The sequence below is a fragment of the Roseomonas sp. WA12 genome (genome assembly GCF_054165765.1).
In genome coordinates this window covers 3736074-3752800 of sequence record NZ_CM135108.1, presented here as the reverse complement: position 1 = coordinate 3752800, position 16727 = coordinate 3736074, and the positions used below count along the sequence as shown (strand labels likewise).

General features: G+C 73.0%; 17 protein-coding genes. 12 read left to right on the top strand and 5 right to left on the bottom strand.

The features are described from left to right. Positions 1–3 precede the first annotated feature (3 nt). Positions 4–948: a type II secretion system F family protein gene (locus tag ACVBD7_RS17880; protein WP_458094591.1), complete on the top strand. Its 945-nt coding sequence runs from the start codon at positions 4–6 to the stop codon at positions 946–948. Then, entirely contained in the window at positions 935–1795 is an 861-nt protein-coding gene (locus ACVBD7_RS17875) for a tetratricopeptide repeat protein (RefSeq protein WP_458094590.1), read from the top strand. The genes ACVBD7_RS17880 and ACVBD7_RS17875 overlap by 14 nt, the downstream gene beginning before the upstream one ends. A 13-nt stretch (positions 1796–1808) precedes the next feature. On the opposite strand, the gene ACVBD7_RS17870 is transcribed toward ACVBD7_RS17875, so the two are convergent. Beyond that, the gene (locus ACVBD7_RS17870) at positions 1809–2375 is read right to left on the bottom strand and encodes a DNA-3-methyladenine glycosylase (protein ID WP_458094589.1); all 567 of its coding nucleotides are present in this window, start codon (positions 2373–2375) and stop codon (positions 1809–1811) included. Between the two features lie 187 nt (positions 2376–2562). Here ACVBD7_RS17870 and ACVBD7_RS17865 point away from each other — a divergent pair, with 187 nt between their 5' ends. Genes ACVBD7_RS17865 through ACVBD7_RS17820 form a run of 10 tightly spaced genes read left to right on the top strand, consistent with a single transcriptional unit; the run spans position 2563 to position 13869 of the window. Then, positions 2563–3234: a cytochrome c3 family protein gene (locus tag ACVBD7_RS17865; RefSeq protein WP_458094588.1), complete on the top strand. Its 672-nt coding sequence runs from the start codon at positions 2563–2565 to the stop codon at positions 3232–3234. Positions 3235–3258: 24 nt separating this feature from the next. Further along, positions 3259–6066 (top strand): 4Fe-4S dicluster domain-containing protein, encoded by a 2808-nt coding sequence (locus ACVBD7_RS17860; RefSeq protein WP_458094587.1) that lies wholly within the window; start codon positions 3259–3261, stop codon positions 6064–6066. After that, positions 6063–7385 carry an NrfD/PsrC family molybdoenzyme membrane anchor subunit gene (gene nrfD / locus ACVBD7_RS17855; protein WP_458094586.1) on the top strand — a complete coding sequence of 441 codons (1323 nt, stop codon included), beginning with the start codon at positions 6063–6065 and terminating at the stop codon, positions 7383–7385. Before ACVBD7_RS17860 ends, nrfD begins: the two co-directional genes overlap by 4 nt. Then, positions 7382–7921: a DUF3341 domain-containing protein gene (locus tag ACVBD7_RS17850; protein WP_458094585.1), complete on the top strand. Its 540-nt coding sequence runs from the start codon at positions 7382–7384 to the stop codon at positions 7919–7921. The genes nrfD and ACVBD7_RS17850 overlap by 4 nt, the downstream gene beginning before the upstream one ends. Then, the gene (locus ACVBD7_RS17845; protein WP_458094584.1) at positions 7918–8331 is read left to right on the top strand and encodes a c-type cytochrome; all 414 of its coding nucleotides are present in this window, start codon (positions 7918–7920) and stop codon (positions 8329–8331) included. Before ACVBD7_RS17850 ends, ACVBD7_RS17845 begins: the two co-directional genes overlap by 4 nt. Then, positions 8328–9248 carry a hypothetical protein gene (locus ACVBD7_RS17840; protein WP_458094583.1) on the top strand — a complete coding sequence of 307 codons (921 nt, stop codon included), beginning with the start codon at positions 8328–8330 and terminating at the stop codon, positions 9246–9248. The genes ACVBD7_RS17845 and ACVBD7_RS17840 overlap by 4 nt, the downstream gene beginning before the upstream one ends. Before the next feature lie 28 nt (positions 9249–9276). Next, positions 9277–9996: a cytochrome c oxidase assembly protein gene (locus tag ACVBD7_RS17835; RefSeq protein ID WP_458094582.1), complete on the top strand. Its 720-nt coding sequence runs from the start codon at positions 9277–9279 to the stop codon at positions 9994–9996. Beyond that, complete coding sequence (gene coxB, locus ACVBD7_RS17830) at positions 9993–10982, top strand: cytochrome c oxidase subunit II (RefSeq protein ID WP_458094581.1); 990 nt, start codon at positions 9993–9995, stop codon at positions 10980–10982. The genes ACVBD7_RS17835 and coxB overlap by 4 nt, the downstream gene beginning before the upstream one ends. Next, the gene (locus ACVBD7_RS17825) at positions 10979–13504 is read left to right on the top strand and encodes a cbb3-type cytochrome c oxidase subunit I (protein WP_458094580.1); all 2526 of its coding nucleotides are present in this window, start codon (positions 10979–10981) and stop codon (positions 13502–13504) included. Before coxB ends, ACVBD7_RS17825 begins: the two co-directional genes overlap by 4 nt. Then, positions 13504–13869, top strand: coding sequence for a hypothetical protein (locus ACVBD7_RS17820; protein ID WP_458094579.1), 366 nt, complete (start codon positions 13504–13506; stop codon positions 13867–13869). The genes ACVBD7_RS17825 and ACVBD7_RS17820 overlap by 1 nt, the downstream gene beginning before the upstream one ends. A 3-nt stretch (positions 13870–13872) precedes the next feature. Here ACVBD7_RS17820 and ACVBD7_RS17815 read toward each other — a convergent pair whose 3' ends face one another. The 4 genes from ACVBD7_RS17815 to ACVBD7_RS17800 form a co-directional block, all read right to left on the bottom strand. Continuing rightward, positions 13873–14334 (bottom strand): c-type cytochrome, encoded by a 462-nt coding sequence (locus tag ACVBD7_RS17815; RefSeq protein ID WP_458094578.1) that lies wholly within the window; start codon positions 14332–14334, stop codon positions 13873–13875. An 88-nt stretch (positions 14335–14422) separates the two neighbouring features. Beyond that, positions 14423–14608 carry a hypothetical protein gene (locus ACVBD7_RS17810; RefSeq protein WP_458094577.1) on the bottom strand — a complete coding sequence of 62 codons (186 nt, stop codon included), beginning with the start codon at positions 14606–14608 and terminating at the stop codon, positions 14423–14425. Further along, positions 14605–16026, bottom strand: a complete 1422-nt coding sequence (locus ACVBD7_RS17805) for an amidase (RefSeq protein WP_458094576.1) — start codon at positions 16024–16026, stop codon at positions 14605–14607. The genes ACVBD7_RS17810 and ACVBD7_RS17805 overlap by 4 nt, the downstream gene beginning before the upstream one ends. Continuing rightward, entirely contained in the window at positions 16023–16715 is a 693-nt protein-coding gene (locus ACVBD7_RS17800) for a hypothetical protein (protein ID WP_458094575.1), read from the bottom strand. Before ACVBD7_RS17800 ends, ACVBD7_RS17805 begins: the two co-directional genes overlap by 4 nt. Positions 16716–16727 lie beyond the last annotated feature (12 nt).

The window sequence follows — 16727 nt, the reverse complement described above, 5'->3', positions numbered from 1 at the left end:
GCGGTGCCTGTCTGGCTCCTGGCGACGGCCGCGGCCGGGGGCGCGCTGGGCCTGGCCATCCTGGCCGCCATCCTGCTCGCCCGCTTTGCCGAGGAGCGCGACATGGCCGCGCGGCTGCGCGCGGTCACCTCCCCGGCGCAGGCCGTCGCAGCGCCGCGTGCGCGGGACCGCGCCGCCTCCGCCCTGTTCCGCCCCGTGCTGCGCCTCGGCGAGGCGATCCGCGACAGCGCGCTCATCTCGGAAAAGGAGGTGGTGGAGTTCCAGCGCGCCGTGGCTGCGGCCGGGCTTGATCCCCGCCAGGCCGTGCCCATCTTCCTGGGCGCGAAGGCGATGTTCCTGATCGTTGCGCCGCTGGGCGGCCTGTTCCTCGCCCTCAGCCTCGATCTCGAGATGGTTCAGGGCGGCTTCGCGGTCTTCGCCGGCGTCGCCGCCGCGATCTACGTACCAAACACCGTCATGGGCTGGCTGCGGCGGCCCTTCCACGACCGGCTGCGGCGCGGGTTGCCGGATGCGCTGGACCTTCTCGTCGTGGCCGCAGAGGCCGGGCTGGGGCTGGAGACCGCGATCGAGCGGGTGGCGCGCGAGATGGAGCGATCGAACCGCGCCATCGCCATCGAGATGAACACCCTCGTGCAGGACATGCGGATGCAGACCGACCGCCGTATCGCCTTCGAGCGGCTGGGCGAGCGGACGGGGATCGAAGGCTTCAAGCGGCTCGGCAGCACCCTGTCGCAAACACTCCGCTTCGGCACGCCGCTGGCCCAGGCGCTGCGCGTGCTGGCCACCGAAATGCGGCAGGAGCGCATGCTGCGTATCGAGGAGAAGGCGATCCGCCTGCCGGCCCTGCTGGTCGGGCCGTTGATCCTGTTCATCCTGCCCGCCTTGTTCATCGCTCTGATCGGCCCTAGCGTGATTGAAATGGGCAAGATGTTTAATGCAGGACCGTAAGAGACGGCTTTTCCCTGTCACCCGGTCCCAGCTCCGGGGGCTGATCAGGCCGGGCCTGCTGCCCAGTTTCCGTCCTATTCTCATCGGCGCCCTGTTCGGCGGCCTGGGTGCCTGTGCCTCCTCAGGCGGTAATGCCGCCGGCGGCCCACGTGACCCGGACAGCGCCTCCCGCCTCCGCGTCGCCGCCGCCGCTGAGGCTTCCGGCCAGACCGAGGTCGCGCTCTCGCTCCTCGCCTCCGCCGCAAGCGCGGATCCGGGCAATGCCGAGGCCCAGGCCCGCTTCGCCGGGGCCCTGTCCCGCTCCGGTAACACCACGGAAGCGCAGGCGGTGCTGCAGCGGGCGTTGGAGCGCCGTCCGAACGATCCTGCCCTGCTGGACCAGCTCGGGCGGCTGGAACTGCGCGCGGGCCGGTCGGAGGAGGCGCTCGCCATTTTCGACCGGCTGCTCGTCGCCGCGCCGCGGGACGTGCGGGCGCTCGATGGCCGCGGCGTCGCGCTCGACATGCTCGGGCGGCACGCGGAGGCGCAGGCGGCCTATCGTACGGCCCTGGCCGTCTCCCCGACCGCCATGGGGCCCTCGAACAACCTGGGCATGTCGCTGCTCCTTTCAGGGCGGGCGCAGGAGGCGCGGACGGTGCTCGAGCCTCTCGCACGCCGCCCTGGCGCGCCGCCGCGCGTGGCCACCAATCTCGCCGTTGCCCGCGCCGTGCTCGGCGAGCGGGACGCGTCGCGCGACCTGCTCGGCCAGGGTGCGAACCAGGCGGATGTCGATGCGATGCTGCGCGAGCTGGGGACGCAGTCCGCCGCCCGGCCGGGCGCCACGGCGGCGGGGCTGGCCGCGGAGTAGCGCCGGGTTCCCGTCAGCGCGGGAAGGGGCGGCTGAGGAAGCGCGATCCCTCCAGCCCGTAACGCCAGGGCGCCTCGATTCCGCGCGTGATCCCGATCCGGGGCCCGGCGACGATCGGCGGCTCGTCCCGGCGCGCCTCTAGCACGAAAGGCGGGCGGTCCAGGGGCAGGCCGTCCAGCGCGCCCGTCACGCCCAGCGCCTGGCACAGCCGGCCCGGGCCGCTGCACAGCAGCCGCGTGGACTCCATCCCCCGCCGCCCCTGCATCGTCTCCAGCCCCGTCACCGGCTCCAGCGCGCGGATCAGCACGGCGCTGCCGCCGCGCCCGTCCCCACAGACAAGGTTGAGGCACCAGTGCAGGCCGTAGGAGCGATAGACATAGGCGTGACCCACCGGGCCGAACATCGCGGCGTTGCGTGGCGTCGGCCCGCGAAAGCTGTGCGAGGCCGGGTCGTCGGGGGCATAGGCCTCGGTCTCGACGACAAGGCCGCCTACACCGTCCACGAGCAGGGTCATGCCGATCAGGTCGCGCGCCACCTCGGGCGCGGTTCGCTGGAAGAAGGCGTTGGGAAGGACGGTCACGGCTTCGCCTCGATACAGGCAGAGCCGGCGCGCGGAAAGGGAACGGTAAGGCCCCGGCCCCGCGGTCCTCTGCTTCGGTCTCGGACAGGGTGCCGCTGCCTCTTGCCGTTCGGCCGCCCCGGCCGCATGAACGGCAGGTAACCTGGCTGCAACCCTCGCGTTGCCGTCCCGGTCGGTGCGGGAATCCATGGCGCAGCTGTTTTCCAGACGGGCGGATACAAGGCTTCGCCTCGCTATCGGCTTCGTGGTCGCCCTGCTCTTGCTGGCGGGCGGGACAGGTTTCGCGCTGGTGCGGTCCGGCCAGACCTGGGCGATCGGCGTCCCCGCAGAGCAGCCGATCCCCTTCAGCCATGCCGTCCATGCCGGCGGCCTCGGCCTGGACTGCCGCTTTTGCCATGCCGGGGTGGAGCGGGCCGCGGATGCCGGGATGCCCAGTGCGGAAACCTGCCTGGGCTGCCACGACCGGGTCTGGAACGTCGCCGCACAATTCGCACCCTTGCGGGCCGCGCTGGCCGGAGGGACGGCGGTGGAATGGGCCTCGGTCAGCCGCCTGCCGGATCATGTCCGGTTCGACCATGCGGCCCACACCACGGCCGGGGTCGGCTGCGGCTCCTGCCACGGGGCGGTGCAGGAGATGCCGCGCACCGTGCGCGCGGAGACGCTCTCGATGGGCTTCTGCCTGGACTGCCACCGGAACCCCGCCGCCAGCCAGCCCGAGGCGGTGGCGGCCACGACGGGCGGGCTTCCGGCGGGGGAGGCGGTGTTCGCGCCGCGGCCGCACGGGCTGCGCGCCCTGCGCTACGAGCATTTCGGCGTGGAGGTCTCCCCGATGACCCGCTGCTCGACCTGTCATCGGTGAGGGGTCATCGATGAGGCACCACCCATGAGCGCTCCCCCCCGCCGCGGCCCGGATCCCGCCCCCGAGCCCCCGCAGCCCGCGGCCCTGGCTGCTGGCGCGCATGCCCCCGTGGAGCGGCGCGACGCGCTACTGCTGGCGGGCGCCTCGCTGGCTCTGGCCGCGCTGGGCGGCTGTGATGAGGCACCGGAGCACGGCCACCCCCTGCACGCCCCCGCCCGCGCCGCCGATGGCGCGGCGGCCTCGGCCGATTACGCGACGGTGCTGGAGCTGGACGGTCTGGCTCGCGGCGTGGTGGTCCGCACCCGCGGCGGGCACGCGGTGAAGCTGGAGGGCAACCCCGCCCATCCGGCCAGCCTGGGCGTCACCGACATCTTCGCGGAAGCCGCCGTGCTGTCCCTGCACGACCCGCACCGCTCCCGCCGCATCCGGCGCGACGGCCGCCCGGTGCCGGGGCCGATGCTCGACGCCGCCCTGGCCGGCGCGCGGGAGGAGCTGGCGGCGCGCGGCGGCCGTGGTTTGCGGATCCTCACCGGCCCTGTCTCCTCCCCGACCCTGGCGCGGGTTATGGGGGAGGTGCTGGCCGCCTTCCCTGAGGTCGTCTGGCACCAGCACGACCCGCTGGCCGCCGATGGCGCGTTGGAGGGTGCGGTGCGCGCCTTCGGCCGGCCCCTGGCCGTGGTGCCGGACCTAGCCCGCGCGCGGGTGGTGCTGTGCCTCGGCGCCGATCCGCTGGGCGACATGCCCGGTCACCTTCGCCATGCGCGGGACTGGATCACGGCGCGCCGGGATGGTCGGGCGGCGCGGCTGATCGTGGCCGAGGCCGCGCCGAGCATCACCGGTGCCCGTGCCGACCGCCGCATCCCTCTCCACCCCGCCGAGGCCGAGGCGTTTGCCCGCGCGGTGGCCCAGGCCCTCGGGGTGGAGGGGCTGGCCGCTTCCGGCACGCATCCGGCGGCGGCGGAGATCGCGGCGGAGCTGACGGCTGCGGGGCCGGACGCGCTGGTCCTGGCCGGGCGCGGGGAGGGGGCGGCGGTGCACGCCCTGGCCCATGCGATGAACGCCCGGCTGGGCAGCGCCGCGTTGCGCCACATCCCGCACCCGCTGGCCCGGCCGGAGCCGATGGCGGCCTCCCTCGCGGCGCTGGCCTCGGCCATGTCGGCGGGGGAGGTGACGCATCTGCTGATCCTCGGGCCGAACCCGGCCTATGACACGCCGGCGGTCCTGGGCTTCGCGGCGGCGCTGCGCGGGGTGCCCTTCGCGCTTCATCTCGGGGCCCGGCAGGAGGAGACGGCGCGGCTCTGCGCCTGGCATGTCCCGATGCCGCATGATCTGGAGTCCTGGGGCGATGCCCAGGCCTTCGACGGCACCCCCTCCATCCGCCAGCCCGTTACCGCCACCCTGGCCGATGAGGCGCGGGGACCGGTGGAGCTGCTCTCGACGCTGCTCGGCGCGCCCGCGGCGGCCCGGGCGGCGGTGGAGGCGACCTGGCGCGCCCGCTGGGCCGGGCGCGATTTCGACGCGGCCTGGGCCGAGGCGCTGGAAACGGGCGTGGCGGGAGAGGCACCGGCTCCTCTGTCCGTCGCCCTGCGGGAGGGTTGGGACCAGCCCTCGCCGCCGATGCCGGCCGGGCTGGTCGCGGCCTTTGCGCCGGATCCGGGCACGCGCGGCGGGGCGGAGGCGCATGAGGCCTGGCTGCAGGAACTGCCCCGGCCGCTGACCAAGATCACCTGGGGCAATGCCGCGCTGATGGCGCCCGCGACCCTGGCCGAACTTCGCCTGCAGCCGGGGGACGAGGTGGAGCTGGCGCTGGAGGGGCGGACGGTGCTCGCCCCTTGCTGGCCGGTGCCGGGCCACGCGCCGGGCTGCGTCACCCTGCCGCTGGGCGGTGGCCGCCGAGCCGGCGGGCCGGTGGGAGAGGGTCGCGGCTTCGATGCCTACGCCCTCCGCCCCGCCTCAGGCGCCTGGGCCGTGCCGGGCCTGTCCCTGCGCGCGACGGGGCGCCGGATGCCGCCGGTGACGACCGATTCCCATCATCGGATCGACCCCATCGAGGCGGTGCGCAGCGTCGCGCCCGGCGGCGCCCTGCCGCAGCCGGAGCGGGACGCGTCCCTGCACCGGGACTGGCCCTATCCCGGCCATGCCTGGGGCATGGCGATCGACCTGGATGCCTGCATCGGCTGCAACGCCTGCGCCCTGGCCTGCCAGGCGGAGAACAACGTGCCCGTGGTCGGCCCGCTGGCCGTCAGCCAGGGGCGGGCGATGCACTGGCTGCGGGTGGACCGCTACCATCACGGCGCGGAGGAGAACCCCGCCGCCAGCTTCCAGCCCGTGCCCTGCATGCATTGCGAGCAGGCGCCCTGCGAGCCCGTCTGCCCCGTGAACGCCACGCTGCACGACCATGAGGGGCTGAACGTGATGGTGCATGCGCGCTGCATCGGCACGCGCACCTGCTCCAACAACTGCCCCTACAAGGTGCGCCGCTTCAACTGGGCGGATCACCGCCGCAGCCTCGACACGCCGGCGCGCAACCCCGAGGTATCGCTGCGCCCGCGTGGCGTGATGGAGAAATGCACCTACTGTAGCCACCGCATCACGGCCGCGCGGAGCAACGCGGCGAATGAAGGCCGCGCCTTGCAGGATGGCGAGATCGAGACCGCCTGCCAGCGCGCCTGCCCGACCCGCGCCATCACCTTCGGCGACCTGAACGATCCCGCCAGCGCTGTCTCCGGTGCGCGGCGGGACGGGCGGCATTACGCGATGCTCGGGCAGCTCGGCACGCGGCCGCGCACCACCTATCTCGCTCGCGTGGCGCCTGACGGGGAGCCGTCGTGAGCGACGACACCATCCCCGTCGCCGAAGCCGCGCTGCGGCCGGGCGCCTGGGGCTTCCGCCTCGCCATGGCCGGGGCGGCGGCAGGGGTGGTGGTGCTGGCCGCCTCGGTCGCGGCCGTGCTCGTCCGCGGGGTGGGGGTGTGGGGGAACAACATCCCCCATGTCTGGGGCTTCGATCTGATCGCCTATGCCTGGTGGATCGGCATCGCCAATGCCGCGAGCCTGTTCGCCGCCGTGCTGGTGCTGCGCCGGCACGGGCTGCGGACGGCGGTGAACCGCTTCGCCGAGGCCGCGGCGCTTGCCGCCATCCTTGCCGCCGCCGCCTACCCGATCCTGCATCTCGGCCGGCCCTGGCTGTTCCTGTGGACGCTGCCCTACCCGGCCTATACCGGCCTTTGGCCGCAATTCGGCAGCCCTCTCGTCTGGGACTTCTGGGGCATCATGTCTCATGTCGTCGTCACCTCGCTGTTCTGGTTCATCGGGCTGATCCCGGACCTCGCCTCCATGAGGGACCGGGCGGCGCGGCACGGTCGGGTCGGGGCGGCGCGGGCCTATGGGTTCTTCGCACTGGGCTGGCGCGGCTCGGTCGCGCACTGGCACCGGCACCAGGCGGCGTATCGGCTGGTCGCGGCGCTGGTGCTGCCGCTGCTGCTCTGGGCGCAGACGGTGGTGGCGCTGGAATTCGCCACCACCCTCGTGCCGGCCTGGCATCAGGCGCGGCTGCCGCTGCATGTGGTGGTGACCGGCCTACCCTCGGGGCTGGGCGTCGTGCTGGCTTTGGCCGCGGTGCTGCGCCACGCCCTCTCGCTCGAGCGGTACGTGGACGAGCGGGACATGGATCTGCTGGCCTGCCTGCTCGCCTCGGCCGGGCTGGCGACGGCCCTGGCCTATTCGCACGAGCTGCTGGTCGGATTCCTGGAGGAGGATTCCACCACTCGCGACGCGCTGGCCGCCCGCGTGTTCGGCGGCGGGGCGCCGGCCTACTGGGGCGCGGTGCTGCTCTCGGCCGCGCTGCCGCAGCTGCTCTGGTTGAAGGCACTCCGCACGCGCGCTCTGGCCGTGGTGCCGATCGGCGTGCTGGCAGCGGCGGGGGTGTGGCTGGATCGCTGGTCCATCGTGGTGGACGGGCTGCTGCGGGACCACATGCCCGCGGTCGGGCCGGGATACACGCCGAGCGTCGCGGAATGGGGGCTGCTGGGCGGCTCGGTGGCGCTCTTCGCGATGGTGCTGCTGCTGTTCGGCCGTCTGGTGCCGGCGGTGTCCATGTTCGAGACGCGGCATGAGGAGAGCGAGGCCGAGGCCGAGGAGGAGGAGCGGTGACCGAGCACCCCACCTTCGGCCTGATGGCCGAGTTCGACGACCCCGAGCCGCTGACGGTGGCGGTGCGCGCCGCGCGCCAGGCCGGGTGGCGGCGGCTGGAAGCCTATTCACCCTTTCCCGTGCCGGAAGCGGCCGAGGCGCTGGGGGTGAGCGCCGCGCCGATCGGCTACATCGCGCTCGGCGCCGGCGCGGTGGGGGCGGCGCTGGCGGCGGGCACGGCCTGGTATACGTCGGTGCATGTGTACCCGGTGAATGTCGGCGGGCGGCCGCTGAACGCCTGGCCGGCCTTCATGCCCACCACCTATCTCGTCGCCATCCTCTGGGCCTGCGCGGCGGCGCTGCTGGGGATGCTGGCGCTGAACGGGTTGCCGCGGCTGCACCACCCCGCCTTCTTCGCGCGCGGCTTCCACCGGGTGAGCGAGGACCGGTTCTGCCTGTTCCTCTCGGCCGAGGACCCGCTCTACGAGCTGGAGGATACGACGCGCTTCCTGCGCGGCCTGTCGCCGCTGCGCGTCTCGGAGGTGCGGGGCGCGTGAAGCGGCTCCTCCTTCTTCTCCTGCTCGCGGGCTGCGATGCCTGGCCGGAGAGCCCGAAACCGCCGGCGCCGCTGCCCCCGCCCGAGGGCGCGGTCTCGCGCGGGGCGGCGGCGCGGGCGCGGGCCCTGGCGGTGCCCGGTCCGCCTGTCGATGCCGCGCTTCTGGCCGAGGGGGCGGGGCGCTACGCCATCTTCTGCACGCCCTGCCATGGCGCGCGCGGGCTGGGGGACGGGGTGGTGGTCTCCCGCGGGCATCCGCCCATCGCGCCGCTGCCGGGCGACCCGGCGCGGAGCATGGCCGCGATCGCGGGGAACCATCTGGGTGCCCACCCCCTGGCCGATCGGCTCGATGCGCGGCAGCGCTGGGCGGTGGCGCGGCATGTGGAGGCGCTGATGCGCGCCGCGCCATGACCGCCTTCGCGGAGGCCTGGCTGCTCGCCTTCCTGCTGGCGGCGACGCTGGGGGCCGGGGCACTGGCCGTGCTGGCGGCGGGGATCCTGATGCAGGAAGCCTGGGTGGATCCGCTCCGGCCGGTGCTGGTGCCGGTGGTGCGGATGACTTGGCTGCTGCCGGTGCTCGCCCTTCCGCTGGCCGCCATGGCGGGGGAGCTCTATCCCTGGGGTGGCCGGAAGGCGCTGGCCGTCGGCCTGGCCTCGGCGGCGATCCTGCTTCTCTGGGCGGGGATCGGGCGGGTGCTGGCGCGGCCGGGCGCATCGCGCGCGGTGGCGGGGCTTTGCCTGATGCTGGTGCTGCTCTCGTCGACCATCGGCCTGGAGGATTGGGCCCTTTCGCGCGATCCGGGCTGGACGGGTAGCCTTCTCGGCCTCGCCCTGTTCGCGGGCGGTGCCGCGGCCTCGCTCTCCCTGGCGGTGCTGCTCCGGGGCTGCCCGGAGACGGACGCGGCGCGGACGGGGATGGAGCGCGCCCTGCTCACCTTGGGCGTCCTCATGCTGTGGTTGTGGTTCGTGCAGTTCCTCACCGTCTGGGCCGCCGACCTGCCGCCCGAGGCGGCCTGGTACCTCCGCCGGCAGGAGGGCGCATGGTTGTGGGTGAAGGTGGCCGTCGCGGCGCCGGCGCTGATGGGCGCGCTGGCGCTGGCCGTCGTGCCGCAGTGGCGGCCCTGGCGGATGCGGATCGTGTGCGGGTTGCTGATCCTGGGCCATGGCGCGCTGCTGGTCTGGACGGTGCGGCCGGACGCGGCGCTAGCGCCGGGCGCGGCGCGGGGGGAGCCGCAGGGCTGGCTGGACGCGATCGTGATCGTCGCGGTGGCGCTGGCGGTGCTCCTGGCCGCGCGGGTGGCGAGCCGCGCCGGGCGGAATCCTGTATGATCCGTCATCTTCGAGGGGAGGGGCGCGCGTGACCGGAACGGAGCTGGTGCCCTTCTGCGGCCTGCCGCCACGGCCGGGCGAGCTGGGCTGGAATTTCGACCCGCTGCTGCTGGCCGCCCTTCTGGCCGGGCTGGTGCCGGGGCGCTGGGCGGCGGATCGGCGCGCCTTCCTGGCGGGCTGGAGCGTGCTGACAGCGGTGCTGGTCTCGCCGCTCTGCGGGCTGGCGGTGGCGCTGTTCTCGGCCCGGGTGGGGCAGCACCTGCTAGTGGCGCTCGTGGCGGCGCCGCTTCTAGCCGTGGCCTTCCGTGCGCGGGCAGCCTCGGCTGGCGGGATGGCGCTCTCGGCCGCGGCCTTCGCCGTCGTAATGTGGCTGTGGCACCTGCCCGGGCCCTATGCGCTCACCTTCGTCTCCGATGCCGCCTGGTGGGCGATGCATCTCTCGCTGCTGGGCACGGCCCTGTGGCTGTGGCGGGGCGTGCTGGGGGAGGGCCGGGCGGATGCCGCGCTGCTCTCGGGGCTGGGCACGGCGGCGCAGATGGGGGCGCTGGGCGCTTTCCTGACCGTGGCGCCGCGTCCTCTGTTCTCGCCGCACGCGCTCACCACCCTTCCCTGGGGGCTGACGCCGCTGGAGGACCAGCAGTTCGGCGGGCTGCTGATGTGGGTGCCGGGCGGGGTGGCCTTCGCGGCGCTCGCGCTGCTCGCCCTGTCGCGGGCGCTGCGCGGTACGCCGGATCATCGCCCGGCGTGACAGGGATCGTGAGGCCGATCGCGCCGTTCCTTCTGCTGGGTGCCCTGGCCGGGTGCTCGGGCGCGCAGACGCCGCTCGATCCCTGGGGGATCCAGGCGGATCGGATCGCGACGCTGACGCATGTGCTGTTCTGGGGTGGGGCAGTGGTGTTCCTCATCACCATGGTCGCGCTCGCCATGGCAATCCTAGCGCCGGCACGGCTGCGCGAGGCGATGGGATCCCGGCGCTTCCTCATCGGCATGGGAATCGCGTTTCCCGCGACCGTGCTGACGGTGCTGCTTGGCTATTCCCTCGGCGTCTCCCGCGCGCTGACGCAGCCGATGTCGGACGCGCCGCTGCGGATCGAGATCATCGGGCGGCAGTACTGGTGGGAGGTGCGCTACCCCGATCTCGGCGAGGGGGCGGTGACGGCCAATGCGCTGCACCTGCCGCTGGGGCGCGAGGTGGAGCTGAACCTCACCTCCGGCGACGTGATCCACAGCGTCTGGGTGCCGAACCTGCACGGCAAGCTGGACATGATCCCCGGCCGCGTGAACCGCCAGCGCCTGCGCGCGGACCGGCTGGGCACGCTGCGCGGCCAGTGCACGGAGTTCTGCGGCCAGCAGCACAGCCTGATGGCCTTCGATGTCGTCGTGCAGGAACCGGCCGAGTTCGACGCCTGGATCGCCCGCCAGCGCGCGCCCGTGCCGGAGCCGGAGACGGAGGAGCACCGGCGCGGCAAGCAGGTGTTCGGCGAGGCCGGTTGCGGCGCCTGCCACGCCGTGCGCGGCACGCCCTGGGCCGCGCGCATCGCGCCGGATCTGTCGCGCGTGGGGTCTCGCGCCACGCTTGCCGCCGGTGCGCTTCCGAACACCCATGGAAACCTGGCGGGCTGGATCGCGGCGCCGCAGGACATCAAGCCCGGGAACGCCATGCCCGCCTATGCCCGAGCCCTGGAGGGTTCCGACCTGCTCGCCATTGCCTCCTGGCTGGGATCGCTGCGTTGAGCGATCTGCCGAATTCCTCCTTCCCGAATCCGCTGCCGCGCCCGCCCGAAGAGCTGGGGCGTCTGCAGCGCGCCTGGGCCTTCCCGCCCGGCTTCCGCGTGGTCACCGAGATCAACAACAACCTCATCGGGCCGCTCTTCCTCGGCACCTCTCTGATGTTCCTGCTGCTGGCCGGGCTGCTGGGCGTGCTGATCCGGCTGCAGCTCGCCTTTCCCGGCCTCACGATCCTCGACGCGAACACCTACAATCAGGTCTTCACCACCCATGGCGTGGTGATGATGTTCCTCTTCGCCGTGCCTGTGGTGGAGGCGGTGGGGATCACGCTGCTGCCGGCCATGCTGGGCACGCGGGAGATGCCGACGCCGCGGCTTGGCGCCTATGCCTACTGGATCTACCTGATCGGCGGCAGCGCCTTCTTTCTCTCGCTGTTCTTCGGCGCGGCGCCGGATGGTGGCTGGTTCATGTACCCGCCGCTGACGGGGAAGGCCTACTCGCCCGGCATCAACACCGACATGTACCTGCTGGGCATCGGCTTCATCGAGATCTCGGCCATTGCCGGCGCGATCGAGCTGATCACGGGCATCCTGCGCTGCCGCGCGCCGGGGATGACGCTGGGGCGGATGCCGATCTTCGCCTGGGCGATGCTCGTCTTCGCGGCCATGGTGGTCTTCGCCTTCCCCGCCGTCATCATCGCTTCCACCCTTCTGGAGATGGAGCGGGCCTTCAACTGGCCCTTCTTCCTGCCCGAGCGCGGCGGCGACCCGATGCTGTGGCAGCACCTGTTCTGGTTCTTCGGGCACCCCGAGGTCTACATCATCTTCCTGCCGGCGGCCGGCATGGTCTCGATGATCGTGCCGACCATGGCGCGTGCGCCGCTGGTCGGGCATTCGCTCGTCGTGCTGGCGCTGGTGGGGACGGCCTTCCTCTCCTTCGGGCTGTGGGTGCACCACATGTACGCCACGGGTATTCCCGGGCTGAGCCTGGCCTTCTTCGCCTCCGCCGGCTTCGCGGTTTCCGTGCCCTCGGGCCTGCAGGTGTTTGCCTGGATTGCCACCTTCGCCTCTGGCCGGCGCGTGCGGATCGCGACGCCGACGCTCTTCGTGCTCGGCTTCCTGTTCATCTTCACGCTGGGCGGGCTGACGGGGGTGATGGTCTCCGTCACGCCCTTCGACTGGCAGGCGCACGACACCTACTTCATCGTGGCCCATCTGCACTACGTGCTGATCGGCGGCATGGTGTTCCCGATCCTCGCCGCGCTCTACTACTGGGCGCCCTGCATCGGCACGCCGCTGTCGGAGCGGCTGGGGCGGTGGGTGTTCTGGCTCACCTTCCTCGGCGTGAACATCACCTTCTTTCCCATGCACATGTCGGGTTTCCTCGGTATGCCCCGGCGCATCTACACCTACCCCGCGGGGATGGGGCTGGAGATCTGGAACCTGATCTCGACGATCGGTGCGCTGGTCGTGCTGGCAGGCGGCGTCGTGCTGTTCGTGGACCTCGTGCGGAATTTCCGCACCACGGGCGGCAGTGGCAATGCCTGGGATGCCGGCACGCTGGAATGGCTGCCGAACGAGGATTACGGCCCGCGCAGCATTCCCGCCGTGGACGGGCGTTACCCGCTCTGGCGCCATCCAGGCCTATCCGAGGAGGTGGCGGCGGGCGCGCACTACCTGCCCGGCACGATCACCGGGCTGCGGGAAGGGCTGGTGGTCAGCCCCGCCGAGGGCACGCCGCAATATGTCGCCGTCCTGCCCGGGCCGTCCTGGGCGCATCTCGTGGCCGCCATCGGCACGGCGGGCTTCTTCCTCGTGCTGACGGTGGAGTGGCTGGTGCCGGCGGTCGCCTTCGCGGTGCTGGCGCTCGGCGGCTTCCTGCGCTGGCTGTGGACGGGGACCGATCTCGGTCCGATCGGCGAGGGCCGCGGCGATATCGGCGGCGGGATCGTGCTGCCCACCTATGTCACCGGCCCGCTCTCCACCTCCTGGTGGGCGATGAGCGTGCTGATGCTGGTGATGGGGTCCTGCTACGCCTGCCTCATCGGCAGCTACCTGTTCCTCTGGCTGGTGAACGGGGACGGGATGTGGCCGCCCGCTGGGCTCGGCCTGCCGCGGGTGGAATGGGGGACGGCGGCGCTGGTGCTCTATCTCCTGGCCGGGGCGGTGTTGCCGCTGGCCGGGCGCCTGCTGCGACGGTCCGGCCGGATGCCGTTCTGGGCGATGCCGCTCGCCCTGCTGCTCCTGCTCGCGGGTTTCGGCGCCGACTTCACCGCGTTGCAGGCCGCGGGGCTGCGGCCGGAGAGCCATGCCCATGCCGCCATCTCCTGGGCGATCCTGTTCTGGCAGGGGGTGATCGTCGCCGTCGCGGTCATCATGGCGCTCTACACCCAGGCGCGGTCCTGGGCGGGGATGATCGACGGCACGCGGCGGCTGACCTTCGACAACACGATGCTGTTCTGGGTCTACGCGGCCGGGCAGGGGGTGGTGGGGCTGGTGCTGCTGCACGGCTTCCCGCGGCTGCTGTGATGCCGGCCGCCTCCGTCACGCGTGCGGTGATCCTGCCCTCGGCCGGGTTCCTGGTCTGGGCGGCGCATTTCGGCGCGCTCTACGCCGTGCATGCCCATGCCTGCGAGCGCGACATGGCGGCACGCCACCTGCTCGGCATGCCCTGGGTGGCGGTGCTGGTGGTGGGCGCCACCGTGCTCTCGCTGGCGGTGCTGGCGGTGCTGTTCCGGCTGACCTGGCCGGGGACGGGTCCGCGCGGGGCGACCGAGGCCAGGGAGGCGGAGCCGGACTTCACCCGCTGGTTCGGCGCCACCGCCTGCGTCATGGCAGGCTTCGCGGTGGTGTTCGAGGCGGTGCCGGCGCTCGTGCTGCCGGCCTGCCGCTAGGCGTCAGCCGCGCGGGCGGATCCTCGGCTCCTCGCGCGGCCCGGCCCCATCCGGGCCCAGCGGCATCCCGGCGGGGACGGGCGGCAGGCGTGTCGCGCCAAGGGTGAAGAGGTAGGCGGCCGTGTCGCGCGCCTCCGCCTCCGTCAGCCCGAGATTGGGCATGGCAGTGCCGGGCACCATGGCCTGGGGGTCTCTCAGCCAGGCGATGAGGGTTTCCGGGCGGTTCGGGAAACGCCCGGCCAGATAGCCGCGCCGGGCCCATTCCATCAGTGGCGGCCCGGCCCAGGACTGCGCGCCGCGCACGCCGGGGATCACATGGCAGGCCCCGCAGCCGCTGGCCTGGGTGACGGCACGCCCGCGCTCGGGGTCGCCGCCCGCCACGCGCAGCGAGGCCGGGGGTGCGTCGTCGCAACCGGCGAGCAGCAGCAGGAGAAAGGGGACGGCGCGGATGGGGCACCTCCGCATCGGGGCCGCCGGGCGAACGCCGGGGCAGCGAGCGGGTTGCGGAAAGCTGTGCGATGGCCCGCAGGGCTGGCGGTCGCTACGGGCGGATTCAGGCTTTCCGCGGCAGGACCAGAACGCTGGCAGGCTCCGCCGAGACAGGCAGCGGTGCGCGCAGCACCTCCGCCGCCAGGTCGAGCATGGCCACCAGCTCGGCCAGCGGGACGAGATCCTCGGCTGGCATGGTGAGGCCGATCGCGCGCAGGCGGTCCTCGATCATCGGGCTCTCCGTGCTCATGCCGCGACCGTCTCCAGCACCGGGCGGCGGGTGCGGGTGCCGAGCGCGCGCTCCACCGCATCGCCCACGCGCAGCACCACATGGTCGTCGAAGGGCCGCCCGGCGATCTGAAGGCCGGTGGGCAGGCCCTCGGGCGAAAAGCCGTTGCAGACGGACAGCGCCGGCCCGCCCACCAGGTTGAAAGCGCGCGCGAAGAAGGCGACCGGGCTGGCGGGGGAGAGCGTGTCCACCCCCATCGGCTCCGCCGTGCCGCGGGCAGTGGGGAAGACGATGGCGTCCACATCCGCCATCGCGGCCAGGGTGCGCGCGATGAGCTGCGCGCGGCGGCGCTGGGCCTGCACGAGGTCGCCGGCGCGAATGAAGGCGCCGGAGGCGAGGCGCTGGCGGCCATAGGCGCCGTAGCGCGAGGCATCTGCCCGCAGCCAGGGTTCGTGGATGGCCCAGGATTCCGCGCGGGCGATGATATGGGCGGGGGCCGCGTACTCGCCGAAGGCGGGGAGGGTGACGTCGTGCAGCTCAGCCCCCAGCTCGCGCATCACGCGGAGGGAGTCCTCCATGGCGGCGAGGACGGGCGCGGTGCAGGGCACGTCCACCTCGTAGAAATGGCGCACCACGCCGATGCGCAGCCCCGCCAGTCCGTGGCGACGGCTGGCGGCGATGGTACCGGCGAAATCGGGGATGGGAACTTCGGCACTGGCCGGGTCCTGCGGATCATGGGCTGCCAGCACGCCCATCATCATCGCGCAGTCCTCGGCGGTCCAGGCCATGGGACCGGCATGGTCGAGCGACCAGGAGAGCGGCAGCACGCCGCGGCGGCTGACCAGCCCATAGGTCGGCTTGTGGCCGGCGATGCCGCACCAGGCCGCCGGGTTGCGGATGGAGCCGCCAGTGTCCGACCCCATAGCGCCCGGCAGCAGCCCCGCGGCGACCGCGACCGCCGAGCCGGAAGAGGAGCCGGTGGGATCGCGCGTGCGGTCCCACGGGTTGCGCGCGGGCGGCCAGGGCAGGTCGAAGGAGGTGCCGCCGATGGCGAACTCCCAGGTGGAGAGCTTGGCCGGGATCACCGCGCCGGCTTCCCGCAGCAGGCGCACCGTGGTGGCGTCCTCCGCCGGCACATAATCGCGCAGCACGGCGGAATGGGCCGTCGTTGGGATGCCCGATGTCTCGTAGATGTCCTTCAGCCCGATCGGGATTCCGTGCAGCGGGCCGCGCAAGTGGCCGGCCGCGATCTCCGCCTCCGCCGCGCGGGCCTCGGCCATGGCGCGCTCCTCGAGCAGGAGGAGCACGCTGTTCAGCCCACCATCGAGCGCCTTGATCCGCGCCAGGCAGGATTGCGTCAGCTCGACGGGGGAGAGGACGCGCGAGGCGATCAGCCGGGAGAGATCGGCGAGGCTCGTCTCGTGCAGGGGTGCCGTCATTGCAGGTCCACCGTGGTCAGGTCCTGAAACCAGGATTGCGCGGGGGTGAAGCCCGTCACGCGGCGGGTCATGGCGCGCGGGTTGAGGTCGTGGACCACATAGAGCCAGGGCGCGCCATCCACCAGCCGCTCATGCGCGCGGGTGACGGCGGCGTTGATGGCGGCCGGGTCGGCCGCGGCCTCCACCTGATTGAAGGCGGCATCAAATTGCGGGTCCACCCAGTGGCCGGCATTGGAGCCGCGCGGGGAGACATTGGCGCCAAGGAACCAGCGCGCCATCTGCGACGGGTCCGAGGAGACGAGGGAGATGTTCAGCGCATCCGCCCCCAGCCAGGCCGGCTGGTCGGGCGACGCGCGCAGCCCGCCGAGCAGCGTATTCCACTCGACGACGCGGAACTCCACCTGCACACCGCAACGCTCGCGCAGCGACTCCTGCAGCGCCTCGTTCATTGGCTGCGGCAGCATCTGGCCGGAGCCGGAGGTGGAGATGCCGACGGTGAGCCGCAGCGGCCGCTGCGGGCCGTAGCCGGCTTCCGCCAGCAGCGCCGCACGCGGGCATCCGGTCCCTTCAGGCTGGCGGAGCTGGGGCTCAGCCGGTTTCAGCCCGCGCAGCGTGAGGAGGCAGCGGAGCAGCGCCGGCTCGAGCAGGATCTCGGCCTGGCGCTCGCGCGCGGCGAGCTGATGGTGCACTTCCAGACCCGC

Coding starts and splice junctions, on each gene's coding strand:
- ACVBD7_RS17815 (WP_458094578.1), bottom strand. CDS start 14,334: ATGCGGAGGTGCCCCATCCGCGCCGTCCCCTTTCTCCTGCTGCTGCTC.
- ACVBD7_RS17875 (WP_458094590.1), top strand. CDS start 935: ATGCAGGACCGTAAGAGACGGCTTTTCCCTGTCACCCGGTCCCAGCTC.
- ACVBD7_RS17820 (WP_458094579.1), top strand. CDS start 13,504: ATGCCGGCCGCCTCCGTCACGCGTGCGGTGATCCTGCCCTCGGCCGGG.
- ACVBD7_RS17805 (WP_458094576.1), bottom strand. CDS start 16,026: ATGACGGCACCCCTGCACGAGACGAGCCTCGCCGATCTCTCCCGGCTG.
- ACVBD7_RS17810 (WP_458094577.1), bottom strand. CDS start 14,608: ATGAGCACGGAGAGCCCGATGATCGAGGACCGCCTGCGCGCGATCGGC.
- ACVBD7_RS17840 (WP_458094583.1), top strand. CDS start 8,328: ATGACCGCCTTCGCGGAGGCCTGGCTGCTCGCCTTCCTGCTGGCGGCG.
- ACVBD7_RS17860 (WP_458094587.1), top strand. CDS start 3,259: ATGAGCGCTCCCCCCCGCCGCGGCCCGGATCCCGCCCCCGAGCCCCCG.
- ACVBD7_RS17865 (WP_458094588.1), top strand. CDS start 2,563: ATGGCGCAGCTGTTTTCCAGACGGGCGGATACAAGGCTTCGCCTCGCT.